Genomic DNA, 21,453 nt, shown 5'->3' on the forward strand with positions numbered 1-21,453 from the left:
CCGTTGCCTGAGGCTGACCCGGGGCCGGCGGCTGAGCCGGTGTCGCCGAAGCGGGAGGAGTGACGTTATTCGTGCTCACCGAATTTGCTGTCGAACAAGGCTTCGATATCGGCGAGCGCCCGTTCCGCGTCGGCGCCGCTGGCGTCCAGCTTGACCGTGACGCCCAGGCCGGCCGCCAACATCATGACGCCCATGATGCTCTTGGCGTTCACACGCTGCGCGCCTCGCGAGATATAGATATCGCAGTTGTACTTGCTTGCCAGCTGGGTGAGCTTGGCGGCTGCCCGCGCGTGCAAACCCAGTTTATTGCTGATGACGATCTCGGAATTAGCCATAGGAGAGGAGCGCGGAGCGACTGCAAAATCATGCCGGCGCATCGCCGGCATACGATGGATCAGAATTTTAAACTCAGTCTACACGTAATACGCCCTGTACCCCGCCCGCCAGGGCCTTTTCCCGGGTTTCCGCCAATGACAGGTTGCGGTAGGTAAGCGCCCGCAGCAGCATCGGCGTGTTCAAGCCCGCCAGGACGGCGCATTGCACCCCTTGCGCCTGTGCCTCCAGCACCGCCCGCTTGGCGATGTTGGCGGGGGTCGCGCCGACCAGGTCGGTCAGCACCAGCACCCCGCCGCCGTCGCGGCCCAGCCGCAGGATGTCCGCCACCACCGCCGGCGCGCGCGCGTCCGGCATGTCGTCGGCCTGGATGTCATGGACCGCGACATTGTCGATCTTGCCCATGACATGGCCCGCGCAGTCCAGCATGGCGGACCCCAGGGGCGTATGGACGACGATGACGATGCCGGTCATGATGACTCCCCGCTGTCGCCGGTCAAGCCGTCACGCCGACAGCACGTTCCAGGGCCTTGGCGAACATTTCCGGCACGTCGAATCCGGTCTGCTCGGTGATTTCGACGAAACAGGTGGGACTGGTCACGTTGACCTCCGTGACGTAGTCGCCGATCACGTCCAGGCCGACCAGCAGCAGCCCCCGCGCGGCCAGGCGCGGCGCCACCGATTCCGCGATGTAGCGGTCGCGCTCCGAAAGAGGCTGGGCCACGCCGCGGCCGCCGGCCGCCAGGTTGCCCCGGGTTTCGCCAGCCATCGGAATGCGGGCCAGCGCATAAGGCACGGGCTCGCCGCCGATCAACAGGATGCGTTTGTCCCCGTTGACGATTTCCGGGATGTAGCGCTGGGCCATGATGGTCCGCGTGCCGGTTTCCGTCAGGGTTTCGAGTATGGCGTTCAGATTGAGCTCGCCATCGCGCAGCCGGAAGATCCCGGTGCCGCCCATGCCGTCCAGCGGCTTGACGATGACATCGCGATGCTCCGCGTGGAAGGCGCGGATGCGCGCCATGTCGCGGGTGACCAGGGTCGGAACGGTGAATTCCGGAAACTCGGTGATCGCCAGCTTCTCGGGATGATTGCGTATGGCCGCGCCCTGATTGAAGACTTTCGCGCCTTGGGCCTGCGCGTACTCCAGCAGATGCGTGGAGTAGACGTATTCCATATCGAAAGGCGGGTCCTTGCGCATCAGCACGGCGTCGAACGCCGCCAGCGGCTGGTCGGCCGGCGCGGCGCTGTCCTGCCACCAGTCGTGGCCATGCAGGTCGGCGTCGGCGCGCAGCGTGATCGGCGTGGCGCGTGCCAGCACCTTGCCGCCGTCAATATAGAGATCCCCCTGCAAGGCCACGCTGAGGCGATGGCCACGCTGGACCAGGGCGCGCATCATGGCCACGGAACTGTCCTTGTACGCCTTCAGCAGCGGCAAGGGATCGATAACGAACAAAACATGCATTGCGGCACCCACGGCGTGCACCGCCCTCCCCGGCGGGGAGGGCGGCGGTTTAATCAGGGGAGAAAGACATCAAGCCGCGGGCGCAGCCCCGGCGTCCTTGCCCGGCGTCGCTTTCTTGCGCGGCGCCAACACCATGATCATCTGGCGGCCTTCCAGCTTCGGCATGGACTCGACCAAGGCCAGCTCGGTCAGGTCGTCGCGCACTCGCTCAAGCACCCGCATGCCCAGTTCCTGGTGAGCCATTTCCCGGCCCCGGAAGCGCAGCGTGACTTTCGCCTTGTCACCCTCTTCCAGGAAACGGCGCAGGTTCCGCAGCTTCACCTGGTAATCACCCTCGTCGGTCGCGGGACGGAACTTCACTTCCTTGACCTGGATGACCTTCTGCTTGGAACGGGCTTCGGCCTGGCGTTTCTGTTCCTGGTACTTGAACTTGCCATAGTCCATCAGGCGGCAGACCGGAGGATCGGCATTGGGGGCGATCTCTACCAGATCCACGTCATTCTGCTCGGACAATCGGAACGCGTCGGCAATCTTGACGATGCCCAGCTGTTCCCCTTCCAGACCTATCAGGCGCACCTCGGGGACACGGATCTCACCGTTGATGCGATTGGCTTTTTCAGTGGCGATGTTGACAACTCCTAAAACGTTGAAAAACCTGCAAAAAATGAACCCTTTATGGATCAGGCGGCGACGTCGCGCCGTTCGGACACATCCGTCGACAGACGGCTGACGAAGTCCTCGAGCTCGATGGCGCCCAGTTCCAGACCGCCCCGGCCACGCACGGCGACCGTGCCGGCTTCGCGTTCCTTCTCGCCTACGACAAGAATATAGGGGATCTTTTGCAGACTGTGCTCACGGATTTTATAAGTGATTTTTTCACCACGCAAATCCGACTCAACCCTAAAGCCTTGTTTTTTCAGGGTTTGTGTAATTTGAGCCGCATAATCGGCCGACGGCTCCGAAATACAGCACACCACCGCCTGCACCGGCGCCAGCCACGGCGGCATGGCGCCCGCGTGGTTTTCAATCAACATTCCGATGAAACGCTCGAACGAACCCAGGATGGCCCGGTGCAGCATGACCGGCGGCTTGCGCAGGTCATCGGCGTCGACATATTCCGCGCCCAGGCGTACCGGCATCGAGAAATCGACCTGGATCGTGCCGCACTGCCAGTGACGGCCGATGGCGTCCTTCAGCGTGTATTCGATCTTCGGGCCGTAGAACGCTCCCTCGCCCGGCGAGATCTCGAACGCGCAACCCGTGCGATGCAGGCTGTCCATCAGGGCCTTTTCGGCGGCGTCCCAGGTCTCGTCCGAACCGATGCGTTTTTCGGGCCGCGTGGCCACCTTGTACAGCACTTCGGTGAAACCGAAATCCTTGTAGACCTTTTGCAGCAGCGCCGTGAAGGCGGCGCATTCGTCCTGCAACTGGTCCTCGGTGCAGAAAATATGGCCATCGTCCTGCGTGAAGCCGCGCACGCGCATCATGCCGTGCAACGAGCCGGAGGGCTCGTTGCGGTGGCACTGGCCGAACTCGCCGTAGCGCAAGGGCAGGTCGCGGTAGGAGCGCAGGCCGGCGTTGTAGATCTGCACATGGCCCGGGCAGTTCATGGGCTTCAGGCCGTAGACGCGGTTCTCGGACTCCGTCGTGAACATGTTTTCACGATAGTTGTCCCAGTGGCCCGTCTTCTTCCACAGGGAAATGTCGAGGATCTGCGGCGCCTTGACTTCCTGGTAGCCGTTGTCCCGGTACACCCCGCGCATGTACTGCTCGACCTGCTGCCAGAGTTGCCAGCCCTTGGGATGCCAGAAAATCAGGCCCGGCGCCTCGTCCTGGAAGTGGAACAGGTCCAGTTCGCGGCCCAGCTTGCGGTGGTCGCGCTTTTCGGCCTCTTCCAGCATGTGCAGGTACGCATCCTGGTCTTCCTTGGTCGACCAGGCCGTGCCGTAGATACGCTGCAGCATCTCGTTCTTGCTGTCGCCGCGCCAATAGGCTCCCGCCACCTTCATCAGCTTGAAGACCTTCAGCTTGCCGGTCGATGGCACGTGCGGGCCACGGCACAGGTCGACGAAGTCGCCTTCGCGGTACAGGCTGAGGACCTCGTTGGACGGGATGGAGGCGATGATCTCGGCCTTGTAGTTCTCGCCTATGCTCTTGAAATAGGCCACGGCGTCGTCGCGCGTCCATTCCTCGCGCGTCACGACTTCGTCCTTGCGCGCCAGTTCGGCCATCTTTTTCTCGATGGCCTGCAGGTCTTCCGGCGTGAACGGCCGCTTGTACGAGAAGTCGTAGTAGAAGCCGTTGTCGATGACCGGGCCGATGGTGACCTGGGCATCCGGGAACAGCGACTTGACCGCGTACGCCAGCAAGTGGGCGGTGGAGTGGCGGATCAGGTCCAGGCCGTCGGGATCCTTGGCCGTGACGATGCCCAGGTCGGCGTCGCTGTCGATCCGATACGACGTATCGACCAGGCGCGGCGCTTCGCCGTTGCGGGCCACGCGGCCGCCCAGGGCGGCGCGCGCCAGTCCGGCGCCGATCGATTGCGCCACCTCGGCCACCGTGACAGGCCCGGGAAACTCGCGGCGGGAACCGTCGGGCAAGGTAATCTGTACCATTTAAAGCTTCCTGATGTATGAAATGAAAAACGCGGCTATCGGCCGCGTTTTCTTCGTCTGGTGCCGCCAACCCCGACCTGCGGGCTGGCCACGAACCTACTTAAGTCGCAGCGTGTCAGCGTGGACTCAAGGTCGTAGTTCGGGCGTAGCGTGGGGACATTCGGCAACTCGTCTAGGGTTGGGGACCGGACGACCAGCGCTCGCTCGCGCGCCACTCGGGGCCTGTCCGTTCAAGGTGATTTTCGAATTGTATCACCCTGGCGGCCGGCTGGCACGGGACTGCGCCCTGGCAAGGGCGTGTAGGACTAGTCCTATTTTTATTCACACGCCCTCCAGCCGCCCACGTCGGTCCTTAAACTTCCTGAAAAAGATCCCCCGGCCCTCACATGGGTACCTTCGACGATGCCTGCGCGGGCGCGCCAGTTTTCGCGCGCGCGAGGCAAGGTCGCATCCCATGCCGGGAATCCAGCCCCCGCCAAGCAAGGAAATGCATGACCATCGCGTACAGCCGCCCCGGTATCCGCTCCGCCGTGCCCAGGTGCGTCCTCGGCGACGGCTCCGTCCGCCGATATATGCTCAGCGCCCGTCCCCGCCACCGCATCCGCATTGCCATACTGGACGACCATCCCATCATCGGCCTGGGCATGGCCTCCTTCCTCCATCACCAGGCGGACTTCGAGGTCGTCCAGACGGAAACGTCGGCGATCCGCTTCCTGGAAATGCTGAAGGAAACGCCCTGCGATGTCGCCATCGTGGACTTCTACCTGCCGCGCCAGCCCTGGGATGGGGTCGACTTCATCAAGCGGCTGCGCCGGCAGCATCCCGACCTCATCGTCATCACGTTTTCCGGGGGCAAGGTAGCCGACACCGAGTACGCGGCCTACAAGGCCGGCGCCAATGGGTATGTGCCCAAGGGAGAACGCCTGCTTTGCGTGGCCGACGTCATCCGCAAGTCGATCAGCGCGCCGCGCAGCTTCTACACCTGCAGCCAGGGTGAGCTGCACGATCGCCGGCCGCCGCGGCCGGACGACAGGTTGACCGCGGCGGAGGTGGAGATCCTGCGCAATATCGCGCTGGGGCTGTCGGTCACGCAAATCTCCGCCAGGCTGGTGCGCAGCAAGAAGACCATCAGCACCCATAAGCGGCGCGCCATGAAAAAGCTGGCGCTGGCCGATGACCTGGCGCTGGCCTTGTACCTGAAGGAAAAATTCGAGCAGTCGACGAAGGTATGACCGTGGGCGCCAACGCCACCCAGGCCGATGCGCAGGCCGGCCATGCCGCGGGCATGGACGACTACGTACCCCAGCCCGCCTCGCGCGGCACCATGATCTTCGCGCTGCGGCGCGCGGGCCTGGCGTGGGCCCAGGACGCACGATCATGACGTCCCTGCTGGACATTGAATTATTGCGGGATCTTTACCCGGACCCGCAGGCACGCTGCCGGTTCCTGCGCCGGGCGCACGACGTTCTGCGCGCCGATCGCCAGGCCCTGCAAGCCGCGATGGCGCGGCGTGACCACGGCGACGCCCGCCAGCTCGCGCACCGTCTTCAGGGCACGGCGGCCTTCCTGAATGGCGCGCGGGAAAGCACGCTGGAACTGTTCCGCGCCCTCAACCAGGCCCTGGCGCAAGGCGACGTGGCACTGCTCCCGGGACGTTGCGAGCCGACCCTGACCTACCTCTCCAGCCTGGAAGCAGCGCTGCTGCGGGCCACGGAGGACCGGGCCACGACAGGAAGAAAAAAGAAGGAGATGACGAATTGACTGAACTTCGATACAATAGCCGACAGATTGCCATCTATTAGAATCCAGTTCGAGTATCCAGTCCGCACCGGATACCCATCAGCAAACCTGCTGGAAGATTCCTGTGAAAAGCTGGCAATCCCGACGATCGGTGGCGCATCGGATGCTTTCTTCTACTCGCGCTGCCATTTGGCCAAACAGCGGTATCTCGCTACGCGACTTCCCCCTGCTTGCGCCTCCCCTCCGGAACGCCCGGCCCGTGCCGCGCTTCCACCCTTAGGGTCCCGCCCACTTCGGTGACGCACGGACCCACCGCGCGTCCGCCGGCGATCCTGTCGGCCATGGCGTGCACACGCAATGCGTTTGCTGTCGTGGGCCTGGCCCGTTGCCTCGTTGCTATCGGCCTCCGCCCCTTGTCATTTCCCGTGCTCGCACCGCCACAAAGCGGGGCGGACGCGGGCTGGGAGAGCCATGCTGAAAATCAACTCCACCGCGCGCGCCCTGGCCGGCCTGGCCTGCGCCCTGGCGCTGCTCGCGGGACTGGCCGCCTGGATCGGGCCGGACTTCATCCGCCAGCAGCGCGGCCGCCTGCTCTACGACGCGGCCGATCACCTGCGCCTGGTGGGCATATCGATGGTCCTGGCGCTCGCGACCGGACTGCCGGCCGGCGTCGCCCTGAGCCGCCCCTGCATGCGGCGCTGGTCCGATCGATTGATGCAGGTCTTCAACATCGGCAACACCGTCCCGTCGCTGGCAGTGCTGGCGCTGGCACTGGCGGCGCTGGGCATAGGCGAAAAGCCGGCCATCCTGGCCCTGTGGCTGGCCTCGCTGCTGCCCATCGTACGCAATACCACCGAAGGCCTGCGCGGCGTGTCGCCGGCCCTGCTGGAGGCGGCGCGCGGTATCGGCATGACCCCGGCGCAGCGCCTGTTCCAGGTGGAGCTGCCCAACGCGCTGCCCGTCATCCTGGCGGGGGTGCGTATCAGCCTGGTAATCAATGTTGGCACGGTGCCCCTGTCCTTCCTGATCGGCGCCAACAGCCTGGGCGAACTCATCTTCCCGGGCATTTACCTGAACGACCAGCCGCTGCTGCTGCTGGGGGCCGCCGCCACCGCCGTCATGGCGCTGACGCTGGACGCGCTGTTCGCGGCGGGCGGCGCGCTGTACCTGCGCAAGCGCGGGCTGGGCCGCTGAATGGATAGCCGATTGAAGCACGCGGCAGCAGGAAACAAGGAGAACCCGATGCACGACACACGCTACGCCCCGGCCAAGCGCGGGCTGGCACGGCGCCTGGGCGCCGCGCTGCTGGCCGTGGGCCTGATGCTCTGGCAGGCCCCGTCCCATGCCGCCTCGCCCTTGCGGGTCGGCGGCAAGAATTTCACGGAGCAGTTGATCCTGTCGTCCATGACCGCGCAATACCTGCGCGTCAAGGGCTATCCGGTCGATCTCACCACCGGCCTGGGTAGCACGCTCATGCGCCAGGCGCTGGAAAACGGCCAGCTGGACGTCGTCTGGGACTACACCGGCACCGCGCTGGTGGTGTTCAACCACGTCAAGGAAAAACTGGATGCCGGGCAGAGCTACGCGCGGGTAAAGGCCATGGATGCGAAGAAAGGCCTGGCCTGGCTGCGTCCTTCGGCCGTCAACAACACCTATGCCCTGGCCATGCCGCGCGAGCGGGCGGGCAACGGCATCACCACCCTGTCGCAGTACGCGCAGCAGGTGCGCGACACGCCCGGCAAGCGCCACGCCTTCGCCGTCGACATGGAATTCGCCGCCCGGCCGGATGGCCTGGAGCCGCTGAAGCAAGCGTACGACCTGCCTTTGACCCGGCGCGATGTCATCCAGCTGGACCCGGGGCTGGTCTATACGGCCTTGCGCAACAACCAGGTCGACGCGGGGCTGGTCTACACCACGGACGGCCGCGTCAAGGGCTTCGGCCTGGTGCTGTTGCAGGACGACCTGAATTACTTCCCGGCCTATAACGCGGTGCCCGTGGTGCGCGAGGAAACGCTGCATGCCTATCCCGAGTTGGCCGGCCAGCTGGACGCCCTCGCCGCCCAGCTCGACAACGCCGCCATGACCGAAATGAACTACCAGGTCGACATCGGGCAACGGCCGGTGGACCAGGTGGCCACCGACTTCCTGCGCCAGCACGGCCTTATCTGAGGGAGCGCCATGACCATTCTCGACTACCTGCTACAAACGTGGCCGTCCCTGCTGCGCCTTGCCGGCCAGCACCTGGCCCTGGTGGGCGCGGCAGTGGGCTGCGCCATCGTCTGCGGCATTCCTCTGGGCGTGCTGATCGTGCGCGTGCGCTGGCTGGCCACGCCGCTGCTGAGCCTGGCCACCGTGATATTGACGCTGCCGTCCATCGCGCTGTTCGGCCTGATGATTCCCATCTTCAGCCATTTCGGCCATGCCTTGGGCTATGTGCCGGCCGTCACCGCGGTCTTTCTTTATTCCCTGCTGCCGATCATGCGCAACACCTATGTCGCGCTGACGCATGTCGATCCCGGCATCCGCGAAGCCGCCCGCGGCATCGGCATGACGCCGTGGCAGCGCCTGCGCATGGTGGAGCTGCCCCTGGCGACGCCAGTCATCATCGGCGGCGTGCGCACCGCCGTGGTCATGAACATCGGCGTGGCCACCATCTCGGCGCTGATCGGCGCCGGCGGCCTGGGGGTGCTCATCCTGCAGGCCATCAGCCAGAGCAATATGAGCAAGCTGGCCATCGGCGCCGTGCTGGTCAGCGTGCTGGCCATCGCCGCCGATTTTTGCCTGCAGTGGCTGCAGCGCGCCCTCACACCGAAAGGAGTCCGGACTTGATAGAACTCGACCAACTCAGCAAAACGTTCACGCAAAAGGACGGCCAGGTGGTCAAGGCCGTCGACCGTGTCAGCCTGACCGTGCCGCGCGGCGAAATCTGCGTCTTCCTGGGCCCGTCCGGCTGCGGCAAGACCACCACCCTGAAGATGATCAATCGCCTGATCGCGCCGACCTCAGGGCGGGTGCTGATCAACGGCGAGGACACCGCGTCGCTGGATGCCGTCAGCCTGCGCCGCAAGATCGGCTATGTCATCCAGCAGATCGGCCTGTTTCCCAACATGACCATCGAGCAGAACATCATGGTTGTGCCGCGCCTGATGGGGTGGGACAGGCAGCGCTGCCGCGAACGGGCGCGCGAGCTGCTGGCCATGGTCAAGCTGGACCCCGGCAAGATGATGAACCGCTATCCGCGCGAACTGTCGGGCGGCCAGCAGCAGCGCGTGGGCGTGATCCGCGCCCTGGCCGCGGACGCGCCCGTGCTGCTGATGGACGAGCCCTTCGGCGCGGTGGATCCGATCAACCGGGAAAGCATCCAGAACGAGTTTTTCCAGATGCAGCGGGAGCTGAACAAGACCGTCATCATGGTCTCGCACGATATCGACGAGGCCATCAAGCTGGGGGACTGCGTGGCGGTATTCCGGGCCGGCCGGCTGGTGCAGTTCGACCATCCCGATGCCCTGCTCGCGCACCCGGCGGACGACTTCGTGCAGGCCTTCGTCGGCCACGACAACACCCTCAAGCGCCTGCTGCTGGTGCGCGCGGGCGATGCCGCCACCCTGCCGCCCTGCGGCACGCCCGACATGAGCATGTCGCAGGCCTATGGCGTGATGGACGAGGCCGACGTCCGCTACCTGCCCATCCTGGACTCGGCGGGCCGGGCCCTGGGCTACATCACCCGGCGCGATGCGCGCGAGGCGATGCGCACGGACGATCGCAACTGCGGCGCATCGCTGCGCGCCTTCACCGTGACGGCGGCGGTGGACGAGCACCTGCGCATCGTGCTTTCGCGCATGTACCAGCACAACACCAGCTGGCTGCCGGTGCTGGACGCCGACGGCGTGTACCTGGGCGAGGTGACGCAGGAATCGATCGCCGGCTACCTGAGCTCGGGCAAGTCCCGCGGCTTCACCGCGGCGGCGCCCGCGCAGGCCATGGCGGCCTGAGGTTCCGGCGGTTTCCCGGGAAATCGCCGGTACAATTCCGCGCCATGAAACATGCTGTACTGCTTTGCCTTGCCGTTCTCTCCCTTCCCGTCCACGCCACCGATACGGACTTCGTCACCCGCAAGACTGCCGTAGGCCATCGCGACTTCCGCAAGGCCAAGGAAGTGCTGCCCACCGTTTACCAGGGGCATGAGCGCGATTACTACTGCGGCTGCGCCTACGCCGGCAAGCAGGTCGATCTTGCCTCCTGCGGCTACCGCGTCCGCACGAACCTGGCGCGTGCCGAGCGCATCGAATGGGAGCACGTCGTGCCCGCCTGGGTGCTCGGCCACCAGCGGCAATGCTGGCAGGACAAGGACGAGCGCGGCGGCGGCCGCAAGAATTGCGGCAAGAACGACACGGGCTACCGCAAGGCCGAAGGCGACCTGGTCAATCTCGTGCCCTCGGTGGGCGAAGTCAATGGCGACCGCCAGAATTTTCCCTACTCGCAATGGACCTCGGGCAAGGTAGACATGTACGGCCAGTGCCAGACGGCGGTGGACTTCAGGAACCGTATCGTGCAGCCGCGCCCCGAGGTCCGCGGCGAGATTTCGCGCATCCAGATGTACATGGCCCAGGCGTACGGGCTGCGCTTGAGCAGGCAGGAAAGGCAGTTGTTCTGCGCCTGGTCGCGGCAGTATCCCGTCAGCGCCTGGGAACGGGAGCGGGACCAGCGCATCGTCGCGCTGCAAGGCAGCGGCAACCGCTACGTCACCGACGCCGCGGCGCGCGAGGCATTCTGCCGCTGACGGCGGCCGCCGGCGCCACGGCTTCATGGGTACAATCTTTGCCCGCCCAGGTGTATAAGTGCCCACCATGTAAGTGCCCACCATGTCCGCCCACACGTCCATCGTCGCGCAGCTGATAGACCTCATGCGACTCGAGCGCATGCCGGCGGGCACCCACTTGGCCGCGCAGAAGCTGGCCGACAGGCTGCGCGTCTCCCGCTCGCCCATCAACGCCGCGCTGCAAGGCCTGCATGATGCGGGCATCGTCGTGCGCGAGGCCAACCGCGGCTATTTCCTGGCGCGGGACGGGTCATCGCTGGACGCCGACGACAAGCTCATCGAACAACTGGCCGGCGAACCCGACGTTGTCACCCGCACGTATTTTTCCGTCGCGGAAGACCTGCTCAGCGGCGCCCTGCCCATGGAATGCACGGAAGTACAGCTGCGTACCCGCTATGGCTTGACGACGGCGCAGACGCAGGCGCTGCTGGCACGCATCGCCAATGAAGGCTGGGTGTCGCGCAGGCCGGGCTATGGGTGGGAGTTTTCGTCCATGCTGACCACCGCCGACAGCCTGCTGCAATCGTATCGCCTGCGCATGGCCCTGGAGCCGGCGGCCCTGCTCGAACCGGGGTATCGCCTTGCGCCCGCGGTCATCGAACGCTGCCGGCAGGCGGAATGGCACCTGCTCGAAGGCGGCATGGAGACCGATACCGCTGACCAGCTGCACAATCGCGGCGTCAGCTTTCACGAATCGCTGGTGGAAGCTTCCGGGAATCCCTTCTTCATCGATACGATCAAGCGCGTGAACCGGGTCCGGCGGCTCCTGTCCTATCGTTCCATGCGCGATCGGGTCCGTTACCGGCAACACTGCGAGCAGCACCTGGAAGTGCTGGCCCTGCTGGAACAAGGCCTGAACGAACAAGCCTCGAATGCCCTGCGCGCGCACCTGGTCAGCACGCTGAAGAACCTGGGCGACATCCGCAATCTGCTCACGTCCCGGACGACGACGCACGGGTCCGAATAGCGGCGGATGCCCCTCCCGGCGGCGCGACCGGCGGGCCTAGGCCGCCAGGCGCTGCCGCAATATCGTGGGAATGACGCCGCCGTTGCGAAGCAGGTCCACCTCCAGCTGGGTTTCCACGGCGGCCGTCATGGCAATGCTCTCCACGCGGCCATCGCGCCGGCGGACGACCACATGGACGGTGCTGCGCGGCTGTACCGCCTCGGCCTGGACCGTGATAGTGTCTCCCGGCGCCAACGCCAGCGACTCGGGTCCGATACCGGCGGGAAAACGCAGCGGCAGGATGCCCATGCCGATCAGGTTCGAGCGATGGATGCGTTCGAAGCTGCAGGCCAGCACCGCGCGTATGCCCAGCAGGCGCTGGCCCTTGGCGGCCCAGTCCCTGGACGACCCCGTGCCATAGCGCTCCCCGGCCACCAGCACCGTCGACTGCCCCGCGTCGCGATAGCGGGCGGCCACGTCCCATATCGGCAGGATTTCACCGGAGGGCACATGCAGCGTATGCGCGACCGGCGCCTGCGGCGCCAGCATGTTGCGCAAGGTCTTGCTGTGGAACGCGGCGCGCATCATGACCTCCCAGTTGCCGCGCCGCGAGGCGAATACATTCAGGTCATCGCGGGCGTCGCCGCGCGCCACCAGGTAGTCCGCCACCAGGCTGTCGGAGGGAATCGCGCTGGCCGGAGAGATATGGTCGGTCGTGATGTCATCGCCCAGCACCAGCAGCGGATAGGCGCTGTAGCTGCCCAGCTGGCTGCCGTACTTGAGCGACGCGAACGGCGGACGGCGCAGGGTCGTGGAGCTCGGGTCCCAGGAAAATCGGGGTTCGTCCGCCACGTCCAGCGCATGCCATGACGGATTGCGCCGCGCGATGTCGAAGCAGCGCTTGAAGTCGGCGGGATCCAGGGCCTGCGCCAGCGCGGTATCGACTTCCGCGCGCGCCGGCCACAGCTCGTCCAGGTAAACGGGACGGCCATCGGGGGCGTGGCTCACCGGCCCGCTGCCCAGTTCGCGCAGGGCATCGCCGCAAAGCGCATAGGCCACCACCAGGGGCGGCGACATCAGGAAGCCCAGGTCCAGGTCCGGATGGATGCGGCCCGGGAAATTGCGGTTGCCGGACAGCACCGCGACCGGGCGGATCTGCCCGGCCTGGGCGGCGGCCGTGATGCGCGGCGGCAAGGGGCCGGAATTGCCGATGCAGGTGGTGCAGCCATATCCCACGATGTCGAAGCCGACCGCCGCGAGGTCCTCGATGAAACCGGCCCGCGCCAGGTAGGCCGCCGCCGCGGGCGACCCCGGGCCTAGCGACGTCTTGACCCAGGCAGGCACCTTCAGGCCCAGCTTGCGCGCCTTGCGGGCCACCAGCGCGGCGGCGACGAGCAGCGCCGGATCGGACGTATTCGTGCAACTGGTGATGGCTGCGATGGCGATCGGAAACGCCGGCAGGTCGCCGCCCGCGGCGGGCGAAAAATTCTCGGCGCGCAGGACCTCGGGAATCGCGGTATGCGGCAGCAGGTCCTGCGGACGCCGCGGGCCGGCGGCGTGCATGCCGATGGCGTCGAGGTCGATGCACAGCGTCCTGGTGTAGCGGGGGCGCGCCAGCGGCTCGAACCACAGGCCGGCCTGCCGCATGTAGGCGCGCACCAGCGCGATCGCCGCGGCCGGGCGCCCGGTCTGCCGCAGATAGTCCAGGGTGTGCTCGTCGACCGGGAAATAGCCGGTCGTGGCACCGTATTCGGGCGCCATGTTGGCGACCACGCAGCGCTCGCCCGCGGCCAGTGTCGCCACACCGGGCCCGAAGAACTCGATGAATTCCCCCGACACGCCGATGCCGCGCAGGCGCTGCGTCACCGTCAGCGCCAGGTCCGTGGCCGTGGCGCCCGCCCGCAGGCTGCCCCTCAGTTCGACGCCGACGACATCGGGAATGCGCAACATCGTCGGCATGCCGAACATGACCGTCTGGGCCTCCAGCCCACCCACGCCCCAGCCCAGCACGCCGATGCCGTTGACCATGGGCGTGTGGCTATCGGTGCCTATCATCATGTCCGGCATGGCCCAGCGGCGCCCCGACCCATCCTCCGCCGTGGCCACCACGGTGGCCAGTTGCTCCAGGTTGATGGTGTGCATGATGCCCGTGCCCGGCGGATTGATGCGCACGCCCGGCAGCGCCCGCGATGCCCACCGCAGGAAACGGTAGCGTTCCTGGTTGCGGCGTATCTCGTAGGACATATTGACATCCGCCGCATCCGGCCGCGCGTAGGCTTCCACGGCCAGCGAATGGTCGACGGACACCTCCACCGGCAGCAGCGGACCCAGGGTGGCGGGGTCGGCGCCCGCCTCGGCAAGCTCGTCGCGCATGGCCGCGATGTCCACCAGCGCCGGCGTGCTCGTGGTGTCGTGCATCAGGACGCGCGCGGGCTGGAAAGGGATCTCCGCCTCGCTGCGGCCCGTTTCCAGCCAGCCCAGCAGCGCCTGCACGGCCTGGTCCCGCTCGGCGCCATGCGTGTTGCGCAAGACGTTTTCCAGCATCAGCCGCAGTACCACCGGCAACTGCGCCAGCCTGGCGCCCGCGACCGCATGCAGATCGATGATCGTATAGCGTTCGTCGTCGACGGCAAGCTCGGACGTAACGTCGGGATAGGTGTTTTCCATAGCAGCATTATTGCATTTTAAGATTTTAAAATGCAATGCAACCTACCACAGGCGCCCTACAGGATTACCCCTACACATACGCGCCGAGATCCAGCCCGGAGACACCATGCCCTTGCCTTCCTTCCCCCGTCGCGCCCTGATCGCGGCGGCCGCCGTCAGCGCGGCTTGCGCCTGCACCGCAGCCCTTGCCCAGGCACAGGCCTATCCCGCCAAGCCGGTCACCATCATCGTCCCCTTCTCGGCGGGGGGCGGCGTGGACGTCATGGCGCGGCTGCTGGCCGAGAAGCTGCGCGTCACGCTCAAGCAGAACATCATCGTCGAGAACAAGCCCGGCGCCAGCGGCATGCTGGGCGCCGGCTACGTGGTCAAGGCGGCGCCGGACGGCTATACCCTGCTGCTCGGATCGGCTGGCGAAACGGCGATCAATCCCTACGTCTACAAGGACAAGATGGCGTACTCGCCGGACAAGGACCTGGAGCCCGTCAGCCTGGTATCGCGGGTGCCCAACGTCCTGGTGGCAGGACCGTCGCTGAAGGCGAACACGACCGCCGAACTGCTGCAATACGCCAAGGCGCATCCGGGCAAGGTGAGCTACGCCTCCAGCGGCATCGGCAATCCCCAGCACCTGAACGGCGCCTTGCTGGAAGCGACCGCCGGCGTCACCATGATGCACGTGCCCTACAAGGGCGCCTCCGGCCAGCTGTCCGACGTCACCGGCGGCAACGTCGACATGACCTTCGTCAGCTACGCGGCGGCGCTGCCCTTCATTCAGTCCCACAAGGTGCGGGCGCTGGGCGTGACCTCCGCCAAGCGGGCCGGGTTCGCCCAGGACATCCCTGCCCTGGCCGAAACGCCGGGGCTCGAATCCTATGACCTGAGCAACTGGTTCGGCGTCTTCGCGCCCGCCCGGACGCCGGCGCCGGTGGTGGCGGCCCTGAACGACGCCATCTCGGCGGCCCTGCGCGACCCCGAGCTGGCGCGCCGCCTGAGCGAACAAGGCGGCGAAGTAGAAGTGATGACGCCGCAAGCGTTCAGCGACTTCATCCACGCGCAGGGCAAGCAGTACCAGGCGATCGTCGAGCATGCGCACATCACGGCGGAATGACGATGTACGCCTACGTAGGAAGCCGCACCACCCGGGAACGCCAGGCCCGCGGAGAAGGAATCAGCATTTATCGGTACGACCCCGCCACCGCGGCGCTGCAACCGGTCGAGATCGTGAGAAACCTGGTCAACCCTTCCTTCCTGGCCATCAATGCCCGCAAGGATCGCCTCTACACGGTGCACGGCGACATGACCGACATCAGCGCCTTTGCGATCGATCCGCATAGCGGCAAGCTGTCGTTCATCAACCAGCAGTCGACGCAAGGCAAGAACCCCGTGCACCTGGCCATCGATCCGACCGGACGATACATGGTGGCCTGCAATCACATCGGCGCGACGCTGGCGGTGCTGCCGCTCGCCGCCGACGGCAGCCTGGAGCCCGTCAGCCAGCTGGTGCGCCTGGAGGGCCAGCCGGGCCCTCACCGTATCGAGCAAAAGCAGGCCAAGCCGCATTTCAGCCCCTTCGACCCCGACGGCCGCCACGTGGTGGTGCCGGACAAGGGACTGGACCGGATTTTTTCCTTCCGTTTCGAGGACGGCCGCCTGCGGCCCGCGCAGTCCGCCTCGGTCAAGACGCGCGAAACATCCGGACCTCGGCATATCGCCTTCCATCCCCGCCTGCCGACGGCTTATTGCATCAACGAACTGGACTCGACCGTCACGACCTACCGCTACGACGCGCGCACGGGCGAGTTGACGCCACTGCAGATACTTTCCGCCCTGCCCTCGACCTATACCGGCGACAGCCGCGCCGCGGAGATCGAAGTCAGCCGGGACGGTCGCTACGTCTATGCGTCCAACCGGGGCTACGACAGCATCGCGGTATTCAGCGCGGACCCGGGCACCGGCCTGCTCGCCTTCGACGGCGCCACGCCGTCCGGCGGCAGGACGCCCCGCTACACCACCTTGACGCCGGACGGACGCCACCTCTTCGCGCTGAACGAGGACAGCGACACCATCGTCGCCTTCGCGATCGACCAGCGCACGGGAATGCCGGTCCCGACGGGGCAGGAATATGCATGCGGCAGCCCGGTCTGCATGGTCTTTGCGTGAAGGCATCGGGCTGGCCCGGGCGGGGGCATGCCCGATCGGCGTCAGGGCGCCAGCCAGCGTGGGCGCGGCCGCGCACGCGCCGGCCACCGCGTTCCTGTCAGGCGGACAGTCTTTCCCGCGTCAGCGCGGCCACATCCTTGAGCCAGGGCTGGTCTTGCCAATGCCGTGCCGCGAACTGGCGCACCTGGTCCTCACAGGTCAGCGTAAGGCCGATATTGTCCAGGCCCTCCAGGAACATGCGACGATGCCGGGGCAGCATGTCGAAACCCGCCTGGACGCCGCGGCTGCGTATCGTCTGCGCGCCCACGTCGACAGTCACGGCATTGTGCGACGGGTCGCAGGCGTCCTCCATCAACCGCACGATCGACGCCGGCGGCAAGGTCACCAGCAACAGCCGATTGTTCATCGCATTGGAGAAAAAGATCTCGGCGAAGCTGGGCGCCACGATGACCTTGAAGCCATATTGCAGCAAACCCCATACGGCATGCTCGCGGCTGGAACCGCAGCCGAAGTTCGAGCCGCCGACCAGCACCGACGCTCCCGCGTAAGCCGCCCGGTTCAACACGAAATCCGGATCGGGCCTTCCCGCCCTGTCGAACCGCAAGTCGTGAAGCAGGCCCGCGGTCAATCCCGACTTGTCTATTCCTCGCAGGAACTGCTTGGGCATGATCTGGTCGGTGTCGAGATTCTCGATAGGCAGAGGCGCGGCGCGCCCTTCGATGATGGATATGTCAACCATGATTCCTCTCCAGCCGGCGCACATCGGTGATACGGCCCGTCGTCGCCGCGGCGGCGGCCATCGCGGGGCTCATGAGATGGGTGATCGCGCCGCGTCCCTGCCGGCCCTCGAAATTCCGATTGGTGGTGGACGCGCAACGCACGCCATCGGCCAGGACGTCGTCGTTCATGGCCAGGCACATCGAGCATCCGGCGTTGCGCCATTCGAAGCCCGCATCGAGGAAGACCCGGTCCAGCCCCTCCGCCTCGGCGGCTGCCTTGACGGCCCCGGAACCGGGCACGACCATGGCCCGCACCCCCTGCGCGACATGGCGACCGCGTACGATGGCCGCAGCCGCGCGCAGGTCCTCGATGCGGCCATTGGTACAGGAGCCGATGAAGACATGCTGGACCGGCGTGCCTTCGATTGCCTCCCCCTCCCGCAACCCGGTGTACGCCAATGCGCGCGCGCCGCTGACCCGAACCGCGCCCTCGGCCAATGCATCCAGGCGTGGGACGTGCTCGTCGATGCCGACGACCTGGTCCGGGCTGGTCCCCCAGGTAACCTGCGGCGCGACCAGCCGCGCATCGAAGGCGTGGAAGCTATCGAAGACCGCGCCGCTGTCCGTACGCAGGTCGCGCCAGGCTTCCAGGGCGGCTTCCCGATAAGTACCGGCGAGGTCCGGCGCGCGCGCCATCACGTAGTCGACCGCCTTGCGGTCGGGCGCGATCAATGCCCCCCGGGCGCCGGCCTCGACGATCATGTTGCACAGCGTGAACCGGGCCTCGATGGACAGGGCGTCGATCGCGCTGCCGCTGTATTCGATGACATAGCCCAGCGCGCCGCGCGCACCGATGCGGCCGATGATGGCCAGCACCAGGTCCTTGGCCGTCACGCCCTCGGCCAGTTTTCCGTCGACGCGGACATGCATGGTTTTCGCCACGCGATAGACCAGCGTCTGCGTGGCGAGCACATGCTCGACCTCCGTCGTGCCGATGCCGAAGCCCAGCGCGCCCAGGGCCCCATAGGTCGTCGTGTGGCTATCGCCGCAAATGACGACCATGCCGGGCCGTATCATTCCGTGCTCGGGCGCCACCACATGCTCGATCCCCTGCAGCGCGTCGTTCGTGTCGAACAGCGGAATGCCGAAGGTATCGCAGTTTTTTTTCAGATAGCTGGCCTGCAGGGCCGACGGCGGATCGGCGATGACACGGATCTTGCCCGGATGCGTGGGAATGATGTGGCTCACCACGGCCACGTTCTGCCCGGGCATGGGCACGACCCGGCGTTCCTCGTACAAACCGGCGAAGGCCTGTGGGCTGGTGTACTCGTTCATCAGGTGCAGGTCGCAGAAGAGCAGGATGTTCTGCTCGTCGAGCCGGGCGACCGTGTGCGCATCGACAAGCTTTTGATAGAAGGTGCGTGGCGTCATGGGTGTCGCATGAAAAGGGAGAATTGCGGCCGTCGGATCACTGCATCGTGATTCCGCGATCCTTGACCAGCTTGTTCCATTTGGGGATCTCGGTCTCCAGGCGAGCCCGCGCTTGCGCGGGCGTGGACGGCGTCGCCTCGAAACCTTCGCGGGTCATGCGGTCCACCGTCGCCTTGGCGCCGAGCACCTGTACAAGGGTTTGATTCAGCTTGTCCAGGATAGGCTGCGGCGTGCGCGCCGGCGCGAAGACAATGAACCACGTATCGAAGGAATAGCCGGGCAAACCCGCCTCGGCGATGGTCGGCACGTCGGGCATCAGTGGCGAACGCCTGGTCCCAGTGACGCCCAGCGCGCGTATCTTGCCGCCCTGGATCTGGCCTTGCGCGGCCGCCAGCACCGGGAAGCACAGCTGTACCTGCCCGCTCATCACGTCGATCAGCGCGGGGCCACCGCCGCGATAGGGAATGTGCACGATATCGACGCCCGCGACCGCCTTGAACAGCTCCGCCGCCATATGGAAGGTACTGCCGGGTCCCGCCGAGGCATAGGTCAGCTTGCCTGGCTCCTTCCTGGCCAGCGCGATCAATTCCTGGACGTTCTTAGCCGGGACGTCGTTATTGACCACCAGCACGTGCTGCGAGGAGGCCACCATGCCGATGGGCGCCAGGTCCTTCAACGTGTCGTACGGCATGGTGGGAAACAAGGACGGATTGATGGCCAGCGAAACCGTCTGCAAACCGATGGTGTATCCGTCGGGCGCCGATTTCGCGACCGCGTCGACGCCCACGTTGCCGCCAGCGCCGCCGCGATTCTCTATGACGATGGCGCGACCCAGCGCCTTGGCCCACTCGTCGCTGACCATGCGGGCAACGATGTCCGCGCTGCCTCCCGGGGCATACGGCACGATGAGCTTGATGGGGCGCTCCGGGTAGTCGGCCGCCGCCGTAGCGGCCCAGGCAGAGGCCGAGATACACCCGGCGAAAGTGGCGAGGATGGCAAGAAGCCCGCGACGCAGCATGAATGTCTCCTTTTAATAGTCTTTGTGTGGTCGAATATTAATAGTGAATTGCTGATCGATAATGTCATCTGAATTTAGTTCTTTATTTCTTTAAAGTTCACAATGAGCCCCATTTCCGACCTGGAGTTCTTCGCCATCCTCGCGAAGCATCCGAGCCTGCGCGTCGCGGCGCGGCAACTGGGCATTACGCCGCCCGCCGTCAGCAAGCGCCTGAACGCCGTCGAGCGGCGCCTGGGGGTGCGTTTGCTGAACCGGACGACGCGGCGGGCCAGCCTGACCCCGGAGGGCGAAACGTATCTGCTCGAAGGCGCCCGCGTGCTGGAGGAACTGGAAGCGCTGGAGCGCAAGGTGGCGGGTGCGCGAGCAATGCCCCGGGGCACCTTGCGCGTGGTGGCGACGCTGGGATTTGGACGGCGCTACATTTCTCCCGCACTGTCCGCGTTCGCGCGGCAATATCCGGAAGTCGAAGTCCAGCTCACGCTCACCGACCGCCCGGTCAACCTGATAGAACAGGGATTCGATCTGCAGATACGGCTGGGCGAAATGCCGGACTCAACGCTGACCGCGCGCCTGCTCGCGCGCAACCGCCGCGTCCTGGGCGCGGCCAGGTCCTATCTGGCCAGGCACGGCCACCCGGCGGCACCGCGCGAGCTCGCCCAGCATGCCTGCCTGTTCATTCAGGAAAACGACGAAACCTTCGGCACGTGGCACCTGAAGTCCGGCGGCCATGCGGAGACCGTCAAGGTGCGCGGTCCATTGGCGTCCAACGACGGCGAATGCGTGGTGAACTGGGCGCTGGACGGGCACGGCATCCTGATGCGGTCGCTATGGGAAATCGCGCCGCTGTTCCGGAGCGGGCGGCTGGCGCCCGTCCTGCCGAAATGGGACCTGCCGCCGGCGGACATTTACGCGGTGTTTCCCACCAGGAGCTATCTATCGGCGAAGACGCGCGCGCTGGTGGATTTCCTGCTGGATACTTTCGAGCCACACAGGCACGAAAGGGATGGGCAGTGGTAGCCGCGACGCGGCTCAATCCGCGTCGCCGATCTTGGTGATCCGCGCGGTATTGGGGCGGCGCGAAGCAAAAGATCATCGGCCCCCACCCCTGGTCTATCGCGGCGCCGCCGGAGACCGCGCGCCAGCGGCGCGAGCAGATCCCCCTGGGCTGGGCGCTGGACGCCGACGGCGCGCCCACCACCGACCCCGAGGCGGCGATCAACGGCATCATCCTGCCCATGGCCCATCACAAAGGCTATGCCATCGCCACGCTGGTGGACGTCCTGTCCGGCGTGCTGTCCGGGTCGCAATTCCTCAGCGGCGTGAGCGGCCCCTACCACTACGACAAGCGCAGCGGAGCCGGCCATTTCCTGACGGTCTACGATGTCGACGCCTTCATGGACCGCACGGAATTCGACCAGCGCATGGAACGGTTCATCACCGAGATAAAGTCCCAACCCCTGGCACAGGGCTTCGACGAGATTTTCTACCGCGGGGAGATGGAGGCCAGGGCGGCCGAACGCCATCTGCGTGACGGCCTGCCAATACG

21 protein-coding genes and 1 pseudogene are annotated in these 21,453 nt (G+C 66.0%); 13 read left to right on the forward strand and 9 right to left on the reverse strand.

Annotated features, from left to right (window positions below; translation table 11 throughout):
- Positions 1–65: 65 nt before the first annotated feature.
- The 5 genes from C7R54_RS03650 to thrS form a co-directional block, all read right to left on the reverse strand.
- Positions 66–335 (reverse strand): HPr family phosphocarrier protein, encoded by a 270-nt coding sequence (locus C7R54_RS03650; protein ID WP_129148801.1) that lies wholly within the window; start codon positions 333–335, stop codon positions 66–68.
- A 73-nt stretch (positions 336–408) separates the two neighbouring features.
- The gene (locus tag C7R54_RS03655; RefSeq protein ID WP_129148802.1) at positions 409–807 is read right to left on the reverse strand and encodes a PTS sugar transporter subunit IIA; all 399 of its coding nucleotides are present in this window, start codon (positions 805–807) and stop codon (positions 409–411) included.
- A 22-nt stretch (positions 808–829) separates the two neighbouring features.
- Positions 830–1,795, reverse strand: a complete 966-nt coding sequence (gshB, locus tag C7R54_RS03660; protein WP_129148803.1) for a glutathione synthase — start codon at positions 1,793–1,795, stop codon at positions 830–832.
- Positions 1,796–1,864: 69 nt separating this feature from the next.
- Positions 1,865–2,461: a translation initiation factor IF-3 gene (gene infC / locus C7R54_RS03665; RefSeq protein WP_240039409.1), complete on the reverse strand. Its 597-nt coding sequence runs from the start codon at positions 2,459–2,461 to the stop codon at positions 1,865–1,867.
- Between the two features lie 14 nt (positions 2,462–2,475).
- Positions 2,476–4,410, reverse strand: coding sequence for a threonine--tRNA ligase (gene thrS, locus C7R54_RS03670; protein ID WP_129148804.1), 1,935 nt, complete (start codon positions 4,408–4,410; stop codon positions 2,476–2,478).
- 491 nt (positions 4,411–4,901) lie between these two features.
- Between thrS and C7R54_RS03675 the strand changes: the two genes are divergently transcribed.
- From C7R54_RS03675 to C7R54_RS03710, 9 genes are all read left to right on the forward strand, one after another.
- On the forward strand, positions 4,902–5,642 hold the full coding sequence (locus tag C7R54_RS03675) for a response regulator transcription factor (protein WP_240039359.1): 741 nt from the start codon (positions 4,902–4,904) through the stop codon (positions 5,640–5,642).
- Positions 5,639–5,791: a hypothetical protein gene (locus tag C7R54_RS28810; protein WP_158021142.1), complete on the forward strand. Its 153-nt coding sequence runs from the start codon at positions 5,639–5,641 to the stop codon at positions 5,789–5,791. Before C7R54_RS03675 ends, C7R54_RS28810 begins: the two co-directional genes overlap by 4 nt.
- Entirely contained in the window at positions 5,788–6,171 is a 384-nt protein-coding gene (locus C7R54_RS03680; protein WP_129148805.1) for a hypothetical protein, read from the forward strand. The genes C7R54_RS28810 and C7R54_RS03680 overlap by 4 nt, the downstream gene beginning before the upstream one ends.
- A 450-nt stretch (positions 6,172–6,621) precedes the next feature.
- Positions 6,622–7,344, forward strand: a complete 723-nt coding sequence (locus C7R54_RS03685) for an ABC transporter permease (protein WP_129148806.1) — start codon at positions 6,622–6,624, stop codon at positions 7,342–7,344.
- Between the two features lie 48 nt (positions 7,345–7,392).
- On the forward strand, positions 7,393–8,319 hold the full coding sequence (locus tag C7R54_RS03690; RefSeq protein WP_129148807.1) for a glycine betaine ABC transporter substrate-binding protein: 927 nt from the start codon (positions 7,393–7,395) through the stop codon (positions 8,317–8,319).
- A 9-nt stretch (positions 8,320–8,328) separates the two neighbouring features.
- Positions 8,329–8,979, forward strand: coding sequence for an ABC transporter permease (locus C7R54_RS03695; protein ID WP_129148808.1), 651 nt, complete (start codon positions 8,329–8,331; stop codon positions 8,977–8,979).
- A complete protein-coding gene (locus C7R54_RS03700; RefSeq protein WP_129148809.1) occupies positions 8,976–10,142 on the forward strand; it encodes an ABC transporter ATP-binding protein in 1,167 nt (388 codons plus the stop codon). Before C7R54_RS03695 ends, C7R54_RS03700 begins: the two co-directional genes overlap by 4 nt.
- A gap of 44 nt (positions 10,143–10,186) precedes the next feature.
- Positions 10,187–10,930: an endonuclease gene (locus C7R54_RS03705; protein WP_129148810.1), complete on the forward strand. Its 744-nt coding sequence runs from the start codon at positions 10,187–10,189 to the stop codon at positions 10,928–10,930.
- Positions 10,931–11,012: 82 nt separating this feature from the next.
- Positions 11,013–11,936: a GntR family transcriptional regulator gene (locus C7R54_RS03710; RefSeq protein ID WP_129148811.1), complete on the forward strand. Its 924-nt coding sequence runs from the start codon at positions 11,013–11,015 to the stop codon at positions 11,934–11,936.
- 36 nt (positions 11,937–11,972) lie between these two features.
- Here the strand turns inward: C7R54_RS03710 and acnA are convergent, their stop codons facing one another.
- Positions 11,973–14,582 carry an aconitate hydratase AcnA gene (acnA, locus tag C7R54_RS03715; RefSeq protein ID WP_129148812.1) on the reverse strand — a complete coding sequence of 870 codons (2,610 nt, stop codon included), beginning with the start codon at positions 14,580–14,582 and terminating at the stop codon, positions 11,973–11,975.
- A gap of 106 nt (positions 14,583–14,688) precedes the next feature.
- Here acnA and C7R54_RS03720 point away from each other — a divergent pair, with 106 nt between their 5' ends.
- Complete coding sequence (locus C7R54_RS03720; RefSeq protein ID WP_129148813.1) at positions 14,689–15,687, forward strand: tripartite tricarboxylate transporter substrate binding protein; 999 nt, start codon at positions 14,689–14,691, stop codon at positions 15,685–15,687.
- A gap of 2 nt (positions 15,688–15,689) precedes the next feature.
- The gene (locus tag C7R54_RS03725) at positions 15,690–16,739 is read left to right on the forward strand and encodes a lactonase family protein (protein WP_129148814.1); all 1,050 of its coding nucleotides are present in this window, start codon (positions 15,690–15,692) and stop codon (positions 16,737–16,739) included.
- 97 nt (positions 16,740–16,836) lie between these two features.
- Here C7R54_RS03725 and leuD read toward each other — a convergent pair whose 3' ends face one another.
- From leuD to C7R54_RS03740, 3 genes are read right to left on the reverse strand one after another with little or no spacing between them, the layout of a single operon-like run.
- A complete protein-coding gene (gene leuD, locus C7R54_RS03730; RefSeq protein WP_129148815.1) occupies positions 16,837–17,478 on the reverse strand; it encodes a 3-isopropylmalate dehydratase small subunit in 642 nt (213 codons plus the stop codon).
- On the reverse strand, positions 17,471–18,889 hold the full coding sequence (leuC, locus tag C7R54_RS03735) for a 3-isopropylmalate dehydratase large subunit (protein ID WP_129148816.1): 1,419 nt from the start codon (positions 18,887–18,889) through the stop codon (positions 17,471–17,473). Before leuC ends, leuD begins: the two co-directional genes overlap by 8 nt.
- A gap of 37 nt (positions 18,890–18,926) precedes the next feature.
- The gene (locus tag C7R54_RS03740) at positions 18,927–19,907 is read right to left on the reverse strand and encodes a tripartite tricarboxylate transporter substrate binding protein (protein WP_129148817.1); all 981 of its coding nucleotides are present in this window, start codon (positions 19,905–19,907) and stop codon (positions 18,927–18,929) included.
- Positions 19,908–20,009: 102 nt separating this feature from the next.
- Here C7R54_RS03740 and C7R54_RS03745 point away from each other — a divergent pair, with 102 nt between their 5' ends.
- Both C7R54_RS03745 and C7R54_RS29465 read left to right on the forward strand, forming a co-directional pair.
- Positions 20,010–20,924: a LysR family transcriptional regulator gene (locus C7R54_RS03745; RefSeq protein ID WP_129148818.1), complete on the forward strand. Its 915-nt coding sequence runs from the start codon at positions 20,010–20,012 to the stop codon at positions 20,922–20,924.
- A gap of 95 nt (positions 20,925–21,019) precedes the next feature.
- Positions 21,020–21,451: pseudogene (locus C7R54_RS29465) on the forward strand (Ldh family oxidoreductase); the annotation flags it as partial.
- Between the last annotated feature and the right edge of the window lie 2 nt (positions 21,452–21,453).

It is taken from the genome of Achromobacter aloeverae (genome assembly GCF_004121055.1).
Taxonomy (GTDB): Bacteria; Pseudomonadota; Gammaproteobacteria; order Burkholderiales; family Burkholderiaceae_B; genus Bordetella_C; species Bordetella_C aloeverae.

Bases quoted from the DNA above. Each gene is read 5' to 3' on its own strand.
- C7R54_RS03650 (WP_129148801.1), bottom strand. From the start codon at position 335: ATGGCTAATTCCGAGATCGTCATCAGCAATAAACTGGGTTTGCACGCG.
- C7R54_RS03655 (WP_129148802.1), bottom strand. From the start codon at position 807: ATGACCGGCATCGTCATCGTCGTCCATACGCCCCTGGGGTCCGCCATG.
- gshB (WP_129148803.1), bottom strand. From the start codon at position 1,795: ATGCATGTTTTGTTCGTTATCGATCCCTTGCCGCTGCTGAAGGCGTAC.
- thrS (WP_129148804.1), bottom strand. From the start codon at position 4,410: ATGGTACAGATTACCTTGCCCGACGGTTCCCGCCGCGAGTTTCCCGGG.
- C7R54_RS03675 (WP_240039359.1), top strand. From the start codon at position 4,902: ATGACCATCGCGTACAGCCGCCCCGGTATCCGCTCCGCCGTGCCCAGG.
- C7R54_RS28810 (WP_158021142.1), top strand. From the start codon at position 5,639: ATGACCGTGGGCGCCAACGCCACCCAGGCCGATGCGCAGGCCGGCCAT.
- C7R54_RS03680 (WP_129148805.1), top strand. From the start codon at position 5,788: ATGACGTCCCTGCTGGACATTGAATTATTGCGGGATCTTTACCCGGAC.
- C7R54_RS03685 (WP_129148806.1), top strand. From the start codon at position 6,622: ATGCTGAAAATCAACTCCACCGCGCGCGCCCTGGCCGGCCTGGCCTGC.
- C7R54_RS03690 (WP_129148807.1), top strand. From the start codon at position 7,393: ATGCACGACACACGCTACGCCCCGGCCAAGCGCGGGCTGGCACGGCGC.
- C7R54_RS03695 (WP_129148808.1), top strand. From the start codon at position 8,329: ATGACCATTCTCGACTACCTGCTACAAACGTGGCCGTCCCTGCTGCGC.
- C7R54_RS03705 (WP_129148810.1), top strand. From the start codon at position 10,187: ATGAAACATGCTGTACTGCTTTGCCTTGCCGTTCTCTCCCTTCCCGTC.
- C7R54_RS03710 (WP_129148811.1), top strand. From the start codon at position 11,013: ATGTCCGCCCACACGTCCATCGTCGCGCAGCTGATAGACCTCATGCGA.
- acnA (WP_129148812.1), bottom strand. From the start codon at position 14,582: ATGGAAAACACCTATCCCGACGTTACGTCCGAGCTTGCCGTCGACGAC.
- C7R54_RS03720 (WP_129148813.1), top strand. From the start codon at position 14,689: ATGCCCTTGCCTTCCTTCCCCCGTCGCGCCCTGATCGCGGCGGCCGCC.
- C7R54_RS03725 (WP_129148814.1), top strand. From the start codon at position 15,690: ATGTACGCCTACGTAGGAAGCCGCACCACCCGGGAACGCCAGGCCCGC.
- leuD (WP_129148815.1), bottom strand. From the start codon at position 17,478: ATGGTTGACATATCCATCATCGAAGGGCGCGCCGCGCCTCTGCCTATC.
- leuC (WP_129148816.1), bottom strand. From the start codon at position 18,889: ATGACGCCACGCACCTTCTATCAAAAGCTTGTCGATGCGCACACGGTC.
- C7R54_RS03740 (WP_129148817.1), bottom strand. From the start codon at position 19,907: ATGCTGCGTCGCGGGCTTCTTGCCATCCTCGCCACTTTCGCCGGGTGT.
- C7R54_RS03745 (WP_129148818.1), top strand. From the start codon at position 20,010: ATGAGCCCCATTTCCGACCTGGAGTTCTTCGCCATCCTCGCGAAGCAT.